At 39.6% G+C, this 15,278-nt stretch carries 12 protein-coding genes; 5 read left to right on the top strand and 7 right to left on the bottom strand.

Going from position 1 to position 15,278, the window contains the following annotated elements; genetic code table 11:
- Positions 1 to 14 precede the first annotated feature (14 nt).
- Together thrC and EGC82_RS16690 are read left to right on the top strand one after the other, a co-directional pair.
- Positions 15 to 1,298: a threonine synthase gene (thrC, locus tag EGC82_RS16695; protein WP_124731754.1), complete on the top strand. Its 1,284-nt coding sequence runs from the start codon at positions 15 to 17 to the stop codon at positions 1,296 to 1,298.
- Positions 1,299 to 1,480: 182 nt separating this feature from the next.
- Positions 1,481 to 2,023, top strand: coding sequence for a hemerythrin domain-containing protein (locus tag EGC82_RS16690; RefSeq protein WP_124731753.1), 543 nt, complete (start codon positions 1,481 to 1,483; stop codon positions 2,021 to 2,023).
- A 127-nt stretch (positions 2,024 to 2,150) separates the two neighbouring features.
- On the opposite strand, the gene EGC82_RS16685 is transcribed toward EGC82_RS16690, so the two are convergent.
- From EGC82_RS16685 to EGC82_RS16665, 5 genes are all read right to left on the bottom strand, one after another.
- Positions 2,151 to 2,336: a DUF3545 family protein gene (locus EGC82_RS16685; RefSeq protein ID WP_101034559.1), complete on the bottom strand. Its 186-nt coding sequence runs from the start codon at positions 2,334 to 2,336 to the stop codon at positions 2,151 to 2,153.
- 244 nt (positions 2,337 to 2,580) lie between these two features.
- The gene (gene pgi / locus EGC82_RS16680; RefSeq protein WP_124731752.1) at positions 2,581 to 4,218 is read right to left on the bottom strand and encodes a glucose-6-phosphate isomerase; all 1,638 of its coding nucleotides are present in this window, start codon (positions 4,216 to 4,218) and stop codon (positions 2,581 to 2,583) included.
- A gap of 15 nt (positions 4,219 to 4,233) precedes the next feature.
- On the bottom strand, positions 4,234 to 5,187 hold the full coding sequence (gene tal, locus EGC82_RS16675) for a transaldolase (protein WP_124731751.1): 954 nt from the start codon (positions 5,185 to 5,187) through the stop codon (positions 4,234 to 4,236).
- A gap of 296 nt (positions 5,188 to 5,483) precedes the next feature.
- Complete coding sequence (locus tag EGC82_RS16670) at positions 5,484 to 6,599, bottom strand: OmpA family protein (RefSeq protein ID WP_164839152.1); 1,116 nt, start codon at positions 6,597 to 6,599, stop codon at positions 5,484 to 5,486.
- Positions 6,600 to 7,000: 401 nt separating this feature from the next.
- A complete protein-coding gene (locus tag EGC82_RS16665) occupies positions 7,001 to 9,367 on the bottom strand; it encodes a phosphoketolase family protein (protein WP_124731749.1) in 2,367 nt (788 codons plus the stop codon).
- A gap of 541 nt (positions 9,368 to 9,908) precedes the next feature.
- On the opposite strand from EGC82_RS16665, the gene EGC82_RS16660 reads away from it, so the two are divergent.
- Both EGC82_RS16660 and yaaA read left to right on the top strand, forming a co-directional pair.
- Positions 9,909 to 11,345 (top strand): alanine/glycine:cation symporter family protein, encoded by a 1,437-nt coding sequence (locus EGC82_RS16660; protein ID WP_124732686.1) that lies wholly within the window; start codon positions 9,909 to 9,911, stop codon positions 11,343 to 11,345.
- Positions 11,346 to 11,460: 115 nt separating this feature from the next.
- The gene (gene yaaA, locus EGC82_RS16655) at positions 11,461 to 12,237 is read left to right on the top strand and encodes a peroxide stress protein YaaA (RefSeq protein ID WP_124731748.1); all 777 of its coding nucleotides are present in this window, start codon (positions 11,461 to 11,463) and stop codon (positions 12,235 to 12,237) included.
- 109 nt (positions 12,238 to 12,346) lie between these two features.
- On the opposite strand, the gene EGC82_RS16650 is transcribed toward yaaA, so the two are convergent.
- Positions 12,347 to 13,792, bottom strand: a complete 1,446-nt coding sequence (locus tag EGC82_RS16650; RefSeq protein ID WP_124731747.1) for a M20/M25/M40 family metallo-hydrolase — start codon at positions 13,790 to 13,792, stop codon at positions 12,347 to 12,349.
- Positions 13,793 to 13,924: 132 nt separating this feature from the next.
- Here EGC82_RS16650 and EGC82_RS16645 point away from each other — a divergent pair, with 132 nt between their 5' ends.
- Positions 13,925 to 14,221 (top strand): ArsR/SmtB family transcription factor, encoded by a 297-nt coding sequence (locus EGC82_RS16645; protein WP_124732685.1) that lies wholly within the window; start codon positions 13,925 to 13,927, stop codon positions 14,219 to 14,221.
- A gap of 552 nt (positions 14,222 to 14,773) precedes the next feature.
- Here EGC82_RS16645 and rpsT read toward each other — a convergent pair.
- Positions 14,774 to 15,040 (bottom strand): 30S ribosomal protein S20, encoded by a 267-nt coding sequence (gene rpsT, locus EGC82_RS16640; protein WP_059744082.1) that lies wholly within the window; start codon positions 15,038 to 15,040, stop codon positions 14,774 to 14,776.
- Positions 15,041 to 15,278 lie beyond the last annotated feature (238 nt).

Here is a 15,278-nt window from a genome sequence, read left to right as displayed (position 1 = left end):
TAAAGGCAGTCGTAATGGAATTATATAACTTAAAACACCCATCGCAGGTAGTGAGTTTTAGCCAGGCAGTGCAGCTAGGTTTAGGCAAGGATAGAGGGTTGTTTTTCCCGAAATCAATTCCAGTATTAGCCGATATGGATGCATTATTGGCCTTACCTTTTGCTGAGCGCAGTAAAAAAGTATTAGGCGCGTGGTTAGCTGATGAATTAGGCCAGGACAGTGTCGATAATCTGGTTGACCAGGCGTTTACCTTTGATGTGCCGCTGGTAAAGATTGACGATAAACGTGCCTGTTTAGAGCTTTTTCACGGCCCGACCTTAGCATTTAAAGATTTTGGCGCACGGTTTATGGCGCAATGCATCGGTTTGCTTGCCGGCAACAAGAAACTGACCATTTTAACCGCTACATCTGGTGATACTGGTGCTGCAGTAGCTGATGCATTTTATGGTTTAGATAACGTCAATGTGATGGTGTTATACCCCAAAGGTAAAATCAGCGAGCTACAAGAAAAAATGTTTACCACCTTAGGTAAAAATATTCATACTGTGGCGGTAACCTCTGATTTTGATGCTTGTCAGCATCTCGTTAAACAAGCCTTTGATGACAGTGATATTCGCGAGGGTTTAGCCTTAAACTCTGCTAACTCAATTAATATCAGCCGTTTGTTAGCACAGATTTGTTATTACTTCGAAGCAGTAGCGCAAGCAAAGCGAGCTGGAAATAATGATATTGTGTTATCGGTACCTAGTGGCAACTTTGGTAATTTAACAGCGGGCTTATTTGCTAAAGCTATGGGGTTACCCATTAAACGCTTTATTGCTGCCACTAACAGTAATGACACAGTACCGCGTTATCTTGAGAATGGTGACTGGCAACCGCATAAAACCGTGGCGACCATGTCAAATGCCATGGATGTATCTGAACCCAGCAACTGGCCTCGTGTTGAAGCTATATGCACACAAATGGACTGGCCGTTATCATTAATCACTGGTGTTACACTTTCTGAGGTTGATACCGCCGGCGCATTGGTTCAGTTATATCATGCTGGCTATCAATCTGAGCCACATGCGGCCATTGCAGCCCATGCATTAACCTTAGGCCTCAGTAGTAACGAAACTGGTATTTTTCTTGGTACAGCTCATCCTGCTAAGTTTAAAGATGTGGTTGACCGCGAGTTATCAATTAATTTGCCGTTACCTCCTGAGTTAGCAGCTGTTGCTCAAAAAGAAATCCTGTCGGCGCAGTTACCCGCTGATTTTGAACTACTTAAAGCACATATGTTTGCAGTATTAAAATAGTCTATTCTATTCAAATATCTAACACCTTATGCCGATACAATCGATATAAGGTTTTTTTATATTCCAATATTATGATCTTGGTCATACCTCGAAAGGTTTATACCAGTGTAAATTAGTAAATAGTGCATTGTTGGCTATTATTTAGACATTGATATTTAGTAAATGAATGACGGGAGAAGACTATGTTGCAACGTTTAATGCACGACCATAAGCATATTGCTATTTTGCTGAATATTCTTTCCAATAAATTGACTCGATTGGCAGATGGTCAAGGCGTAAATTTTAATCTGGTTAGAGATATTGTTGAGTACATGCAGAGTTATGCTGAACACAGCCATCACCCTTTAGAAGATATTATTTTCGATTATTACAGTAATAAAATGGGTCAAGCAAATTGTGGCCAATTGTATAATGAACATCATCGTTTAGCTGAAGCATCAGGCGCTTTAGTTTATAGCTTGAATATGATTCTTTCGGATGTGGTTATCTCGCGCGACAAGCTCATTAACGATCTAAAAGAATATATTGAACTACAACAATTGCATATGCAATATGAAGAGCGAGAAGTATTTCCAAAATTCGTTAAAACCTTAGATGATAACGATTGGCAGAAGGTTACCGTATTATGTCAAAAACGGTTAATCGAAGATCCATTATTTAATGATAATGATAAAACTATTTTTGAAGATTTACGTGCCTATATTGAGCAGGCTGATAACAAATGATGTTATTGCCCTTGGGCTAGAGGGCTATGATATGCATTGCATAGGCAAGCTATAAATCTTGGCAAACAAAAAGAGCGCAACATGCGCTCTTTTAATCGATTTTACAGTTAAGTGATATGTAATCTAATTAAAGTACTAATGTATTAACATCAAAATCGAATGAATCATCAATATCTTGCAATTCCTTGAGTAAACGCTGCTTATCCTTAATGGCTTCAATTTCACGCCATTTGCGTTTTTTTGACGAGCTTTTTGAGCGGCTGGGTCTTTCAACAACTTCGTCTAGCGCACCACCATAGTCTAATCGATCCATGGTAACCTCCCTTGTTATTATGATGTCTCTGCAAATAAGTATCATATTTCAACTACAGGGTGCAACACTAGTGTTTCATTGATGTTACTAGTTGGTTACAGTTTAATGGGCTATATCGATGTTTTAGTTAGCGTTTAGCGATGTTATTCAATATTTTCAATATTTTGTAAATAAAAAACACCTTCAACAATATTGAAGGTGTTTTTTTATAAACAAGGTTTTATTAGCTTAAGTACGTTAGGTATTAAAGCTGTCCCTGACGATATAGATTAATTAACGCATTACTTGATGAGTCTAATTGAGTCGCCTCTTCTTTAGCTCCAATACGCTCTAATACGTCATTACCTAGCTGTTTCCCTAACTCAACGCCCCATTGGTCAAATGAGTTAATTTGCCATATTGCACCTTGAACAAACGTTTTGTGCTCATACAATGCAATTAATGCACCTAATGTCGTAGGAGTCAGTTTGTCCATTAATAAGGTATTGCTCGGTTTATTACCAGACATAACCTTATGTTTGGCTATAAGCGGTATTTGAGCTGCGTCCAATGAACTATTGCTCAGTTCCGCTAGAGCTTCATCATAAGTTCGACCTTGCATTAATGCTTGAGTTTGTCCAAAGCAGTTTGATGCAAGTTGGTCATGATGTTCACCCAACGGATTATGACTTTGCAGTGGCATGATAAAGTCAGCAGGAACGAGTGCAGTTCCTTGATGCAATAATTGATGATAAGCATGTTGACCGTTAGTACCTTCACCTCCCCAAATAACAGGACCAGTGCTGTAATCAACGTCAGTACCGTCTAGAGTTACTGATTTACCATTACTTTCCATATCTAATTGCTGGAAATAAGCGGGTAAGCCGCGTAAATAATGATCATAGGTCAAAATGACGTGTGCTTGAGCGCCATGAAAGTTGCCATACAGTACCGATAACATTGCCATAATCACGGGCATATTTTGTTCAATAGGCGTATCAGAAAAATGCTCATCCATCTGATGCGCGCCATCTAGCAAGGCATTAAAATTATCCATACCGATAAGTAGGGCAATAGGCAAACCAATAGCTGACCATAATGAGTAACGACCGCCAACCCAATCCCACATTGGGAATATGTTGCTAGCATCCATACCAAACTCTGTCGCTTTTGTCACATTAGATGTCACCGCAACAAAGTGCTTAGCGACATCTTGTTGGCTTGCACCTTGGGCTAAAAACCAATCTTTGGCACTAAGGGTATTAGTTAGTGTTTCTTGGGTACCGAATGATTTAGACGACATTACAAATAATGTGGTTTCAGCATTGAGATTTTTTAATTTTTCACAAATAGATGTCGCATCAACATTAGCCACAAAATGGCAATTAAGTCCTTCTTGCCAATATGGTCTAAGCGCTTGTGAAACAATTTTAGGTCCAAGAAATGAACCGCCAATGCCAATACTGACGATATCAGTAATCGCTTTACCGGTATATCCTTTCCACTCGCCTGATTGCACAGAGCCAACAAACTTAGCCATTTTAGCTAATGTTTGTTGCACTTCAGGAACGATATTAGCTCCTTCAGCAATAATCGTTTGAGTTGCTTTACTGCGTAATGCAGTGTGCAATACTGAGCGCTGTTCGGTGTTGTTAATCACATCACCATTAAACATTGCAGTAATTTTGTCACTCAGTTTTGCTTCTTTAGCCAGAGAGAATAGCAGCTTAAGTGTTTCATCGTTCACACGGTTTTTAGAGTAATCTAAAAACAGACCACAAGCCGCAACGCTCATTTGCTCAAAACGTTGTGGGTTTTGGGCAAATAATTCGCGCATGTGAGGTAGTTGACTTGAATGGGTTTGTAGCGCCTTCCAAGTCGTGCTTTGTGTCAGTGTAGTCACGAGTAAAGCCTCCAACTAGCTTAATTTTGTTTTTAGCATAACTTCTAGTTTGCCTTGATCGATGGCAAAATTACGAATACCTTCTGCTAACTTATCAACTGCCATTGGGTCTTCGTTAAATGCCCAGCGGAATTGTTCTTCAGTTAACGCAGCTGGAGCAGACTGTGTTGCTGGCGTTGCAACCAATTTCTGGATAATTTCTACATCAGTATTGGCTAATTCTTCTAGTAATGCTGGCCCAATCGTTAAACGGTCACAACCTGCTAGTTCAATAATTTCACCGATATTTCTGAAACTTGCACCCATAACAACGGTGTTATAACCGTTCTGCTTGTAGTAGTTGTAAATCTCAGTAACAGAGACAACACCAGGATCGGTTTCTGCAGTGTAATCTTGACCTGTGTCTTTTTTATACCAATCTAAGATGCGACCCACAAAAGGCGAAATAAGGTATACGCCAGCTTCTGCACAGGCTCTTGCTTGAGCAAAGCTAAATAGCAAAGTTAGATTACAGTTGATGCCTTCTTGTTCAAGTTCTTTTGCTGCGCAAATACCTTCCCAAGTAGAAGCTAATTTGATCAAAATACGTGATTTATCAATTCCAGCATCTTTATATAATTTGATTAGCTTGTGGGCTTTGTCGATTGAGCGTTGCTTGTCAAATGATAAACGTGCGTCGACTTCAGTTGAGATCCGACCTGGCACTAACTTTAAAATTTCTATGCCAATATTCACTGCAAGTTTATCACCTGCGTCTTCAATTTGTTGTTCAAGACTTTGGCTTTGAGTTTTAGCCCATTCAATCGCATTGTCGATAAGGAAAGCATATTCAGGGATCTGAGAGGCTTTTAAAATGAGTGATGGGTTAGTTGTTGCATCTTCAGGCTGGTAACGTTTAATTGCCTCTATGTCGCCGGTATCAGCAACGATAGTAGTGAAGGACTTGAGTTGCGCGAGTGTGTTGGCCATGTAAATTTCCTCTCGATAAGCAATGAATATAGATCAATGCCTTTATTAGAAGCGATTTTAGGGATTATTCCAACTTTATTTGTAAAAAAATTACGAAATTTTCCGTTATTTTCGCTTATTTAATGCAATTATTGTTGCTAAAGAGACAGAATAGGTCTGTTTGTATGATACATACTTTCAATTCTATTCCCGCAACATCAGTGGTGGCAGTGGTTGTACAGATTTTTATGTTGTTCTTAAAATAAAAAAGTCGCTGCAAGCAGCGACTTTTAAAGTTTAGCATATCAATATTACAATTAACGTAATACTACGCGCTTTTCGGTACCCGTCACGATAGCTTCGATACGACGGTTTACACGGTTAGCTTCAGCTGAGTTACCTTGCATAGCAGGTTTAGTTACACCATAACCAACAGAAGTGATACGGCTAGAACTAATACCATATTTTGTGTTTAATGCATTTGCAACAGACACAGCACGACGCTCAGAAAGCTTCATGTTGTATTCTGCTTTACCTACGTTAGACGCATGGCCTTGAACTGATACAGTATGCTGTGGATACTTATTCAAGAAATCAGTTAATTTTTCTAAATCAGCAAATGAACCATCACGGATAACTGCAGAATCGTTAGCAAATAAAATGCCACCTAAATCATGCTTTGTTGTGATGAATTCATAAACACTACAACCAGTCGCATCAACTTTGTGAGTTAATGGAGTGTTTGGACATTTGTCGATGTTATTAGTAACACCATCTTTGTCATCATCACCAGGCATGGCGGCAATAACAGGTGCTACTGATGCAGCTACTGGTGCTGCTACTCTAGTGCCAAAGCGGTAACTGAGTTCAAGACCCCAATAGTTACTTTCCATTTTCAAATTATTTAATACGTCAGCATCTAAATTTTCATAACGACGGTATTTTGCTTGTAGCTTTAGGTTGTCGGTAAAGTTATAACCAACACCAGCACCAGCAAATAATGCAACGCCTGAATCACTTAACTTTTGGCCATTAATTGGCTGCTGGTTCTCTAGAAGGTAGCTAAAAGTACCAACTTCTGATGATAGGCTCCACTTGTTCGCTAGAGGGTAAAACCCGACAACACCTAAACTAACACCGCTAGCACCAACATCGTACATTCTGTCGTTAGTATCAGTCCATTCAGCACGGCCTAGATCACGGTATCCTAATTCAATACCAATGTATTCATTAAATAAGTAACCACCAAATACATCCCAAGCATATGGGTCATCTTCACCACACATTTTAGTGCCTGGTTGGTCACAATTCTGTTCATAGTTGTTTACGCCTAAACCACCACCAACATACCAAGGCGTTAGTTCTTGTGCAGCTGACGCAGCAAAAGGCAACATAGAGGTGAGTAATACTACTTTTAATGTGTTCTTCATCATATATACATCCATTGTTATTTTACTCCACCAAATATGCATGTAACGGAGTTGTTATTGTCATGCACTACTGACGCTTAATGTGGTGTTTCTTTGTGTTTTAGCCAGCGGCGCAATTATGAGGGGTAATTAGATGTTTTTCCATAGTAAAAAAGATTAATTTTTTATAATGGTAAATACAAATACGTCATGGTTAGACTTGTTTACTATTGGAAATGTGAATAAAAACAGCGGCTAATGTTAATTGTTTATAGACGTAAATGATGTAATTTATTTTTTAAATAACCTTAATATTCTTAATGAGTTAGTTAAATATTATCATAGGTTAAGTTTTTTTGTGGATTTTTAAAAAAAATACGTCCTAATGAGGACGTATTTTGTTTCAGTCTAGGTCTAGATAGCGCTTAGCGAGTCCATACCCAGTTTTCGATCTCTTCTGGGTCTACACCGTTTGCTTTTATGTAGTTCTTATGGTCAACCAAGCGTTGTAACATATCGGTAGTGATGGTCACATGTTGTGATTCATCAATTACGCCTTGTTGGAACAACTTGTAAGCCATATCGATAACTAAGTGGTAGCGAGATGTGCCGTTACGTACACCCATATCAAATGGTGTAGTCGTTGAGCCCTCTTCCTCATAACCTTTAATGCGGAAACGACGGTTACCTTTATAATCAAATACCAATTTTTTGATAGTATTTGGATAACCATGGTAGTTAAATACCACGCCTTTATCTTCAGTGAAGACTTCATCCATCATCCAAGGCTTACTTTGGAATTCAAGACTACCTAAACCGCTGCTATGAAGCTCTGACACGCTAACAAAGCGGATACGTACTCTTGGTAATATTTCACGAATTAACACTAAAGCAGCCATACATTCTTGAGTAGCGTAATCACCACAACCTGCTAATACTACATCAGGGTTGTTGTCTGAGGCAAAATCCCACACCATCATGCCGTCTTTAGCTTGCTTGCGAGCTTCATCTAATGATAACCATTGAGGTAAAGACTTTTTGCCTGCAACAATAATATTTAATTTGTCTCTGTCAGCATACGCTTTTTCGGTATACACCAAGGTGCTGTTAGCATCTGCTGGTAAATAAGCAGAAATAATGTTTGGGTGCTTCTCTAACATAGCGCCTAGGAAAGACGGATTCTGGTGAGAATAACCGTTGTGATCTTGACGCTCTAACAACGATGATAATACTACGTTGCATGCTGGAATTGGCTTACGGAAATGGATCCCTTGGCTTGCATGGACATATTTACAGTATTGGTCAGCCATTGATGACACTACCTGAGAGAAAGACTCATAGGTAGGGAACATACCGTGACGACCCGTGACTGTGTAGCCGTGTAACATACCAAAAAGTAAGTTTTCAGATAACAGCTCAATAACGCGGCCGTCGCGAGACATGTCTTGGTCCCAGCTTTCAATTGGCCACTGCCAAGCACGATCTGTTTCTTCAAATACGGCTTGTAATTGGTTTGAATAGGTTTCATCTGGGCTAAAAATACGTAGGTTACGTTGATCGCGATTCAATTTGAATGCATCACGCATCCATTCACCCATTTTGAGCATTGAGAAACCACGTTGACCACGAGGCGTTTCTGCACCGTAACCTAGTTTTACTAAATCGGGATTGGCTAAAGCGCGAACCACTTCACCACCATAGCTTAGGCGTTGACGGCCACAACATAAATCCTTTGGAGGCATTAAAGACAGGATATCTTTATCAAATACTAGCTCACCGGTATCGGTGGTTTGTACTAGCTCATCAAACTTATAGCTGGCTAACCATGCATCGAGTGCTTCAAGGTGGCCTTTATCTTTAGCACAGTTGCTAACGATAACTTGGTGTGATTCACAGTTTCCGGCAAGTTTTTTACCATCGTATTCTGATGTACCTGTCCAACCTTTTGCTGTGCGCATTAAAATCACAGGCCAGCGTGGTTTAACTACGTCTTCACCAGAGCGTGCACGGCGTTGAATGTCATTAATCATGTCATATGACAAGTCCATTGCCGCTAACATTTGTTCGAAGATGTCAGTATCAAGTTCGTCGTCAACTATGATTGGGTGATAACCAAGACCACGGAATTCTAAATCAAGTTCTTCATGGCTCATGCGTCCCATACGGGTTGGGCCAGAGATTTTGTAACCGTTGATGTGAACGATTGGCAGTACAGCACCGTTATTCTTAGGAGAAACTAAACGGTTGGCATACCAAGATGCCGCGAGTGGACCCGTTTCTGCTTCACCGTCACCAATTAAACAGGCTGCAATCAGATTTGGGTTATCCAGTACGGAGCCCCATGCAACAGACAATGAGTAGCCAAGTTCGCCACCTTCTAAGATTTGTCCTGGTGCTTCTGGGTTGGCATGTGAAGGATAACCATAAGCGGCAGAGAATTTTTTACAGATGTCTTCAATACCCGTTTCTGTATAAGGGATAGTCTCTGGATAGAAATGACTTAACGATCCTTCCATAAATAAGTTAGCCTGCACAGCTGGGAAGCCATGACCAGGACCTACTAAGTAAATGAAGTCACGGTTGTGCTTAACTATAAGGCGGTTAACGTTAGCATAAACAAAGTTGATGCCTGGGCAAGTTCCCCAATGGCCTAGTAATCTAGGTTTGATGTCAGTGTGCTCAAGCTTGCGTTTGTAAAGTACGTTTTGCTTAAGATAAATTTGCGACGTCGCAAGGAAGTTAGTCGCTCTTACATATTTTTTTAGCGCGGTTATTTCATTTGAGTTAGTCATTGTGACCTCGATTAAAAGTGAAAATATTTATTTAACTTTCTTTGAGAACACTGTATCTGTAATTTTATTACAATAATGTGGCCTTTATCTAATTTCTGATGAATCACTTTTCGTTTAGATCGCATTTGTGGTCGATTTGTCGGTAATTGCTTGAAATTTAATAACGATTTACAATAATTTTAAACATAGAGCATTAACAATAAAAGTGATAAAATGTGACCTAAGTCACTTGTTACTTTTTGTTTTATTTGTGTTGCTTCAAAGTTTCATTTACTTAAGCAATGTTTATGTTAGGTAATGTGGCTTTAGCATTCTCAGCCCTCGGTAATCAATACCTATTAATCCACTACCATTACCTTTTATAATAGCGCCTTTCAGTAGGCGTTTTTATCTTTCAGTAGGTATATTTATTAGTGTTACCGTTTTACACATAGCAGTATGCACACAAAGTGCTTGGTCTGTTCCTTATGTGATTTATATTCAGCGCAATGGCTGATACAGAACAATAACCTTATAACGGGGAAGATTAGACAATATGGCAATGTTAGAAACGATTATTAATTTCATGAATAGCCTGCTTTGGGGCAAATTATTAGTTTATGGATTAGTGGGAGCGGGATTGTTTTTTACCATTCGTCTCGGCTTTATTCAGATAACACATTTTGTTCATGGTATCAAAGTATTGGCTATTAGCCGTCGACCAGGAAAACATGGGTTATCATCATTTCAAGTTTTTTGTACCAGCATGGCTGCTCGAGTAGGGGCTGGTAATATGGCCGGTGTGGCCGTTGCCATTGGTACCGCAGGGCCAGGAGCCGTGTTTTGGATGTGGGTTATTGCGGTACTTGGTATGGCAACCGCAATGATAGAGTCAACTCTTGCCCAAGTTTATAAAGTTAAAGATGGTGATGGTCAGTATCGTGGTGGTCCGGCTTATTATATGGAAAAAGGCCTTGGCCAACGTTGGATGGGTGTGGTTTTCTCAATATTTTTAATTTTAGCATTTGGCCTAGTATTTAATGCTGTTCAAGCCAACACTATTACTGGTGCGATGACGCAAGTTTTTGGCTTTGAGCCTTTGTATATTGGTATTGGCATCGTTATGTGTAGCGCCTTTGTGATTGTAGGAGGCCTTAAAAAAGTAGCGAAAGCCTCTGAGTTAATAGTGCCCGTAATGGCTATTGCTTATATTGCAATTGCTTTTGTAGTTGTGGGTATGAATATCGAAAAGTTACCTGACATATTTATGTTGGTTATAAATAGTGCTTTTGGTTGGCAAGAAGCTGCAGCTGGTGGTGTTGCTTATAGCGTTGCTCAAGCAATGCAAGCCGGTATTGCCCGAGGGTTATTTTCGAACGAAGCCGGTATGGGTAGTGCTGCTAACGTTGCAGCAAGTGCCTCTCCAAATCCTAATCACCCAGCCTCGCAAGGTTTTGTGCAGATGATGGGCGTATTTGTTGATACTATTGTTATCTGTACCGCAACGGCAGCTATTATTTTATTATCTGGTGATGCAGCGTCTAGTTCTGACGGTATTGCAAAAACAATTAGTGCGTTGACTAGTCATGTCGGTGATTGGGGGGGAGCATTTATTGCTTTTGCTATTTTGCTTTTCTGTTTTACGTCTATTATTGCCAACTATTCTTATGCCGAAACTAATGTGATGTTTTTATCTGGCAATAGTAAAAAAGCTTTACCGCTATTTCGAGTGGTTGTTTTAGGTATGGTGATGTTTGGTTCGCTTGCTAAAATCAGCCTGGTTTGGGATTTAGCTGATGTGTCAATGGGGTTAATGGCCATTGTTAATATTGTGGCTTTGGTATTGTTATCTGGTCTAGCCATTCGCGTTATTAATGATTATCGCGAACAGATTGATGCTGGTATAGATCCGGTTTTTGATACCAGTAAATTTCCAGAATTAGCAGAACAACTAGAAGGTAATATTTGGCCAAACTCGGCGGAGATTAACAAGAAGTAAGCTTGCTAATTATTGTTTAGCCGAATGGCTCAATCGAAAAAACCATGCTAATACGGCATGGTTTTTTTATTTCAGTTGAGTATGATGACATTATGATTTTATGCGGAGCTTATTTATGTTGGTTTTAGTTTCACCTGCGAAAACATTAGATTTCGAAAATGCACCCATTACCAATGCTTTTACTCAACCGAGTTTACTTAAACAAAGCCAAGCATTGGTTGATGTATGTCGTACATTAACACCAATGGATATTGCCAGTTTAATGAAGGTGAGTGATAAAATTGCAGGGTTAAATGCGGCTCGTTTTGCTGATTGGAAGCCCCCATTTACACTAAACAATGCCAAACAAGCTATTTTTGCGTTTAGAGGAGATGTTTACACTGGCTTTGATGCAGATAATTTATCAGAGTTGCAAAGAGTTTCTTGTCAAAAGCACTTGCGTATTCTGTCTGGCCTGTATGGTTTACTAAAACCATTAGATTTGATTCAACCTTACCGGTTAGAAATGGGTACTAAACTGGCCAATCCACAAGGCAGTAATTTATATGCTTTTTGGGGCGAGACTATTACAGATGAAGTTAACAAGGCGTTGAAAGAGCAGGATGACGATATCATTGTCAATTTAGCTTCAAACGAATACTTTAAATCGGTTAAGGTTAAGCAGCTTGAAGGGCAGTTAATTACACCAGTGTTTAAAGATTGCAAAAATGGTCAATTTAAAGTAATTAGCTTTTATGCTAAAAAAGCTCGTGGACTGATGGCTCGTTATATAGTCGATACCAAACCTGCTACGATTAAGCAATTAACCGAGTTTGATCTTGAAGGTTATTATTACTGCGAAGCGCAATCGACACCGACAGCGCCAGTTTTTTTACGCGCTGAGCAAAAGTGAGGCATTGGCAAGTTATAGCATTACGATAATAAAAAAGCCCTTGTTTAAGGGCTTTTTTGCGTTATCGAGTAAGTACTTTATTCAGTTAGTGCTTTATTAAGATAATGAATTAGTGTTGCTCTTCTTTTTGGGTAACAGGTCTTAAATCAATTTCTGATTGCGCCATCATATAAGCAAATTGAACATAAGCTGCAGCACTCTGTGCTAGCTTCTTAGGATCAATTTTATCCAATGTATCGTTTGGTGTATGGTGATAATCAAAGTAGTCAGTACCATCTTGATTTAACGACGCCACGGGTACACCTAGTGCGGGTAGTATTGACACATCTGGTCCGCCAGAGGCCCGGTTGTTACCTAGTTCAACCCCATTTAGTGTCATAGCTGAGTGCTCTTGTTTGACTTGCTCAAACGTATCAGGGTTAACATTAAAATCAATTTTATAGACGGGTCCTGCACCAAAATCAGATTCTGCCGCAATATAATGCTTATCAAGTTCATCAGCATGTTGGGCTGCATAGGCTTTACCACCAACGATACCGACTTCTTCAGCGGCGTATAATACCACTCGAATTGTGCGTGCTGGCTTTTGTGGTAAGTCTTGAATAAGTTTAGCTGCGGTGGTGACAATGGCTACTCCAGCGCCGTCATCAATCGCACCAGTTCCTTCATCCCAGGAATCAAGATGAGCACCTATAAGTACTATTTCGTCGGGCTTGCTGCTCCCTGTGACTTCTGCAATGACATTATAAGATGTGGCTATCCCCAGATTTTCTGAGGTCATATTTAACGACAAGGTAATGTTAGGATCTCGCTTTAACATCGCACTAATTAAATCGGCATCAGGGTTTGACATCGCAGCGGCAGGAATTTTAGGAATACCTTCTTCATAACGCATCATGCCAGTATGAGCCATTCTGTCATGGTCGGTACCGATAGAACGGATAACAATAGCCACAGCGCCTTTTTGTGCTGCTACTATAGCTCCTTGAGAACGTCCACCAACAGCTTCTCCATAGCCTTTACCGGTAATGTGTCGTTCTGTTTTATGGTCGATAAACACAATCTTGCCTTCAATACGTCCTTGCGATGCATTGGATAATTCTTCTAAACTATCAAAACGTACGATTATCGCTTGAATACCGTTAACAGGTGTGGCAACACTACCACCTAAGGCGGTAACCACTAATGGTTGCTCATAAGGCGCTACGATACTGGCATGAGCACTGCCTCTTGACCAAGCAGGGACTTGAACCGACTCTTTGTATACTTTATCAAACCCCAGTAACCACAATTTTTCCATAGCCCAATCGACAGCAATAATGTCTTTATCTGTTCCAGTCAAACGTGGACCGACTTCTACAGTAAGTGATTCAACAATGTCATAACTCAAACTGGATGTTAAGGCTTGCTTGGCGAGTTGTTGGCTCATTTTTGCATCATCTGAAGTGTTAATGACTACATTGGCGGTGGTTGTTTTAGTTGGTACTGTCGTTTGGCAACCTATTAGCGCGGTAAATATGGCTCCGACAAGCGTCGCTCTTTGATAATTTTTCATGAGTTTCCTTTGATTATTTTAGCTAAGTCTCACTTTTCACAACAATCTACCAAAAAGTGTGCTTTATGTCCCGACTCTATTTGTAAGGGAACGCTATATTAGAGCGGGGTTAGATGAGGAGAAGAGCGCGTGATGAATATAGAAAAAATGCAACAGCAAGCAGATCATGCGGTCGTATTGCTAAAAGCATTAGCAAATGAACGTAGATTGTTTATTTTGTGTCATCTTCTTAATGAAGGTGAAATGTGTGTTGGTGAAATGAATAAAAAGTTGGGTTTAAGCCAGTCGGCTTTATCTCAACATTTGGCATGGCTTCGTAAAGACAATTTAGTCTGTACTAGGAAAGAAGCCCAAACTGTTTTCTATTCATTAAAAAGTAATGAGGTAAAAGAGTTAATCCTAGTATTGAATAATATGTATTGTTATTAAATTGACTCCGCAAACGTCTTAACGGATACATCTCTTTAATTGGTGTTTTAGTTAAGACGTTTAGTTTTATCGCTGTATTAATGCTATCGCTAACTTGGCGAATATTAAATCAAATACAATGTTTATATCCCTTAAGGGATAATTGTTAAGTATCAAAAACGCTATCACACTCATCATAAGTCATCATTTTATTACCAAATAGAGATTAGCTTCTCTGATCTATTACAAGCTGTCTATCATCTATTTTTTTTTAGCAACCTCAAACACCATTACAGCATACAACACCTAACATCATTCGTTCAAAAGTAGGCCATCATACTAAGGCGTTAATCGGTCAACTTACTGTTAAATGATGAATCATCCACGGTCATGGGTTATCTTTAAAGGTGTCAATCTTAATGGTTGCTTTGGTGTTATAAGCTGGATTGATCTTAGGAGGGCTGCACTTAGTCAGAATAAGAAAATGAATCAGGATAAGAGAAAAGCTTAGACAAAATTTAGATATAAAAAAACCGGCCGAAGCCGGTTTTTTAAATCGTTAACTACAAAAACTTAAGCTGCAATAGCTTTAATCTTTGCGTTTAAACGAGCCTTCTGACGACCGGCTTTATTCTTATGAATAAGACCTTTAGTCGCCATACGGTCAACAATTGGTTGTGCAATAGCGAACGCTTCTGTAGCCGCTTTATGGTCACCGCTTTTGATAGCCGCGATGACTTTTTTAACGTATGTACGTAACATAGAGCGACGGCTAGCGTTATGCTGGCGACGCTTTTCAGACTGAAGCGCGCGCTTCTTTGCAGACTTGCTATTAGCCAAGGTGCAACTCCTAAAAACTGGATTTGATACTTTTAAAGGTCGAGGAATATGCCTGCTTTCTATCGTCTTGTCAACGACTTCAGTTGAATAATTATCATAAAGATAAATTAATCCAACCTAACATGCTTAACTTCAACCCTACTCGTGTAATATGTGGCGTAATTCTACCAGCTCTTTGGTCCGTGTGACAGGGTTAGAATAGAATATTTGTTATAAATCCCATTAATTTCTTAGAAGA

This window comes from Shewanella livingstonensis (assembly GCF_003855395.1).
Taxonomy (GTDB): domain Bacteria; phylum Pseudomonadota; class Gammaproteobacteria; order Enterobacterales; family Shewanellaceae; genus Shewanella; species Shewanella livingstonensis.
Note: the sequence above shows the minus strand (reverse complement) of the source record. Positions and strands in the feature narration are given on the sequence as shown.

Bases quoted from the DNA above. Each gene is read 5' to 3' on its own strand.
- EGC82_RS16665 (WP_124731749.1), bottom strand. From the start codon at position 9,367: ATGACTAACTCAAATGAAATAACCGCGCTAAAAAAATATGTAAGAGCG.
- EGC82_RS16690 (WP_124731753.1), top strand. From the start codon at position 1,481: ATGTTGCAACGTTTAATGCACGACCATAAGCATATTGCTATTTTGCTG.
- tal (WP_124731751.1), bottom strand. From the start codon at position 5,187: ATGGCCAACACACTCGCGCAACTCAAGTCCTTCACTACTATCGTTGCT.
- yaaA (WP_124731748.1), top strand. From the start codon at position 11,461: ATGTTGGTTTTAGTTTCACCTGCGAAAACATTAGATTTCGAAAATGCA.
- EGC82_RS16645 (WP_124732685.1), top strand. From the start codon at position 13,925: ATGAATATAGAAAAAATGCAACAGCAAGCAGATCATGCGGTCGTATTG.
- EGC82_RS16685 (WP_101034559.1), bottom strand. From the start codon at position 2,336: ATGGATCGATTAGACTATGGTGGTGCGCTAGACGAAGTTGTTGAAAGA.
- thrC (WP_124731754.1), top strand. From the start codon at position 15: ATGGAATTATATAACTTAAAACACCCATCGCAGGTAGTGAGTTTTAGC.
- EGC82_RS16670 (WP_164839152.1), bottom strand. From the start codon at position 6,599: ATGATGAAGAACACATTAAAAGTAGTATTACTCACCTCTATGTTGCCT.
- EGC82_RS16650 (WP_124731747.1), bottom strand. From the start codon at position 13,792: ATGAAAAATTATCAAAGAGCGACGCTTGTCGGAGCCATATTTACCGCG.
- EGC82_RS16660 (WP_124732686.1), top strand. From the start codon at position 9,909: ATGTTAGAAACGATTATTAATTTCATGAATAGCCTGCTTTGGGGCAAA.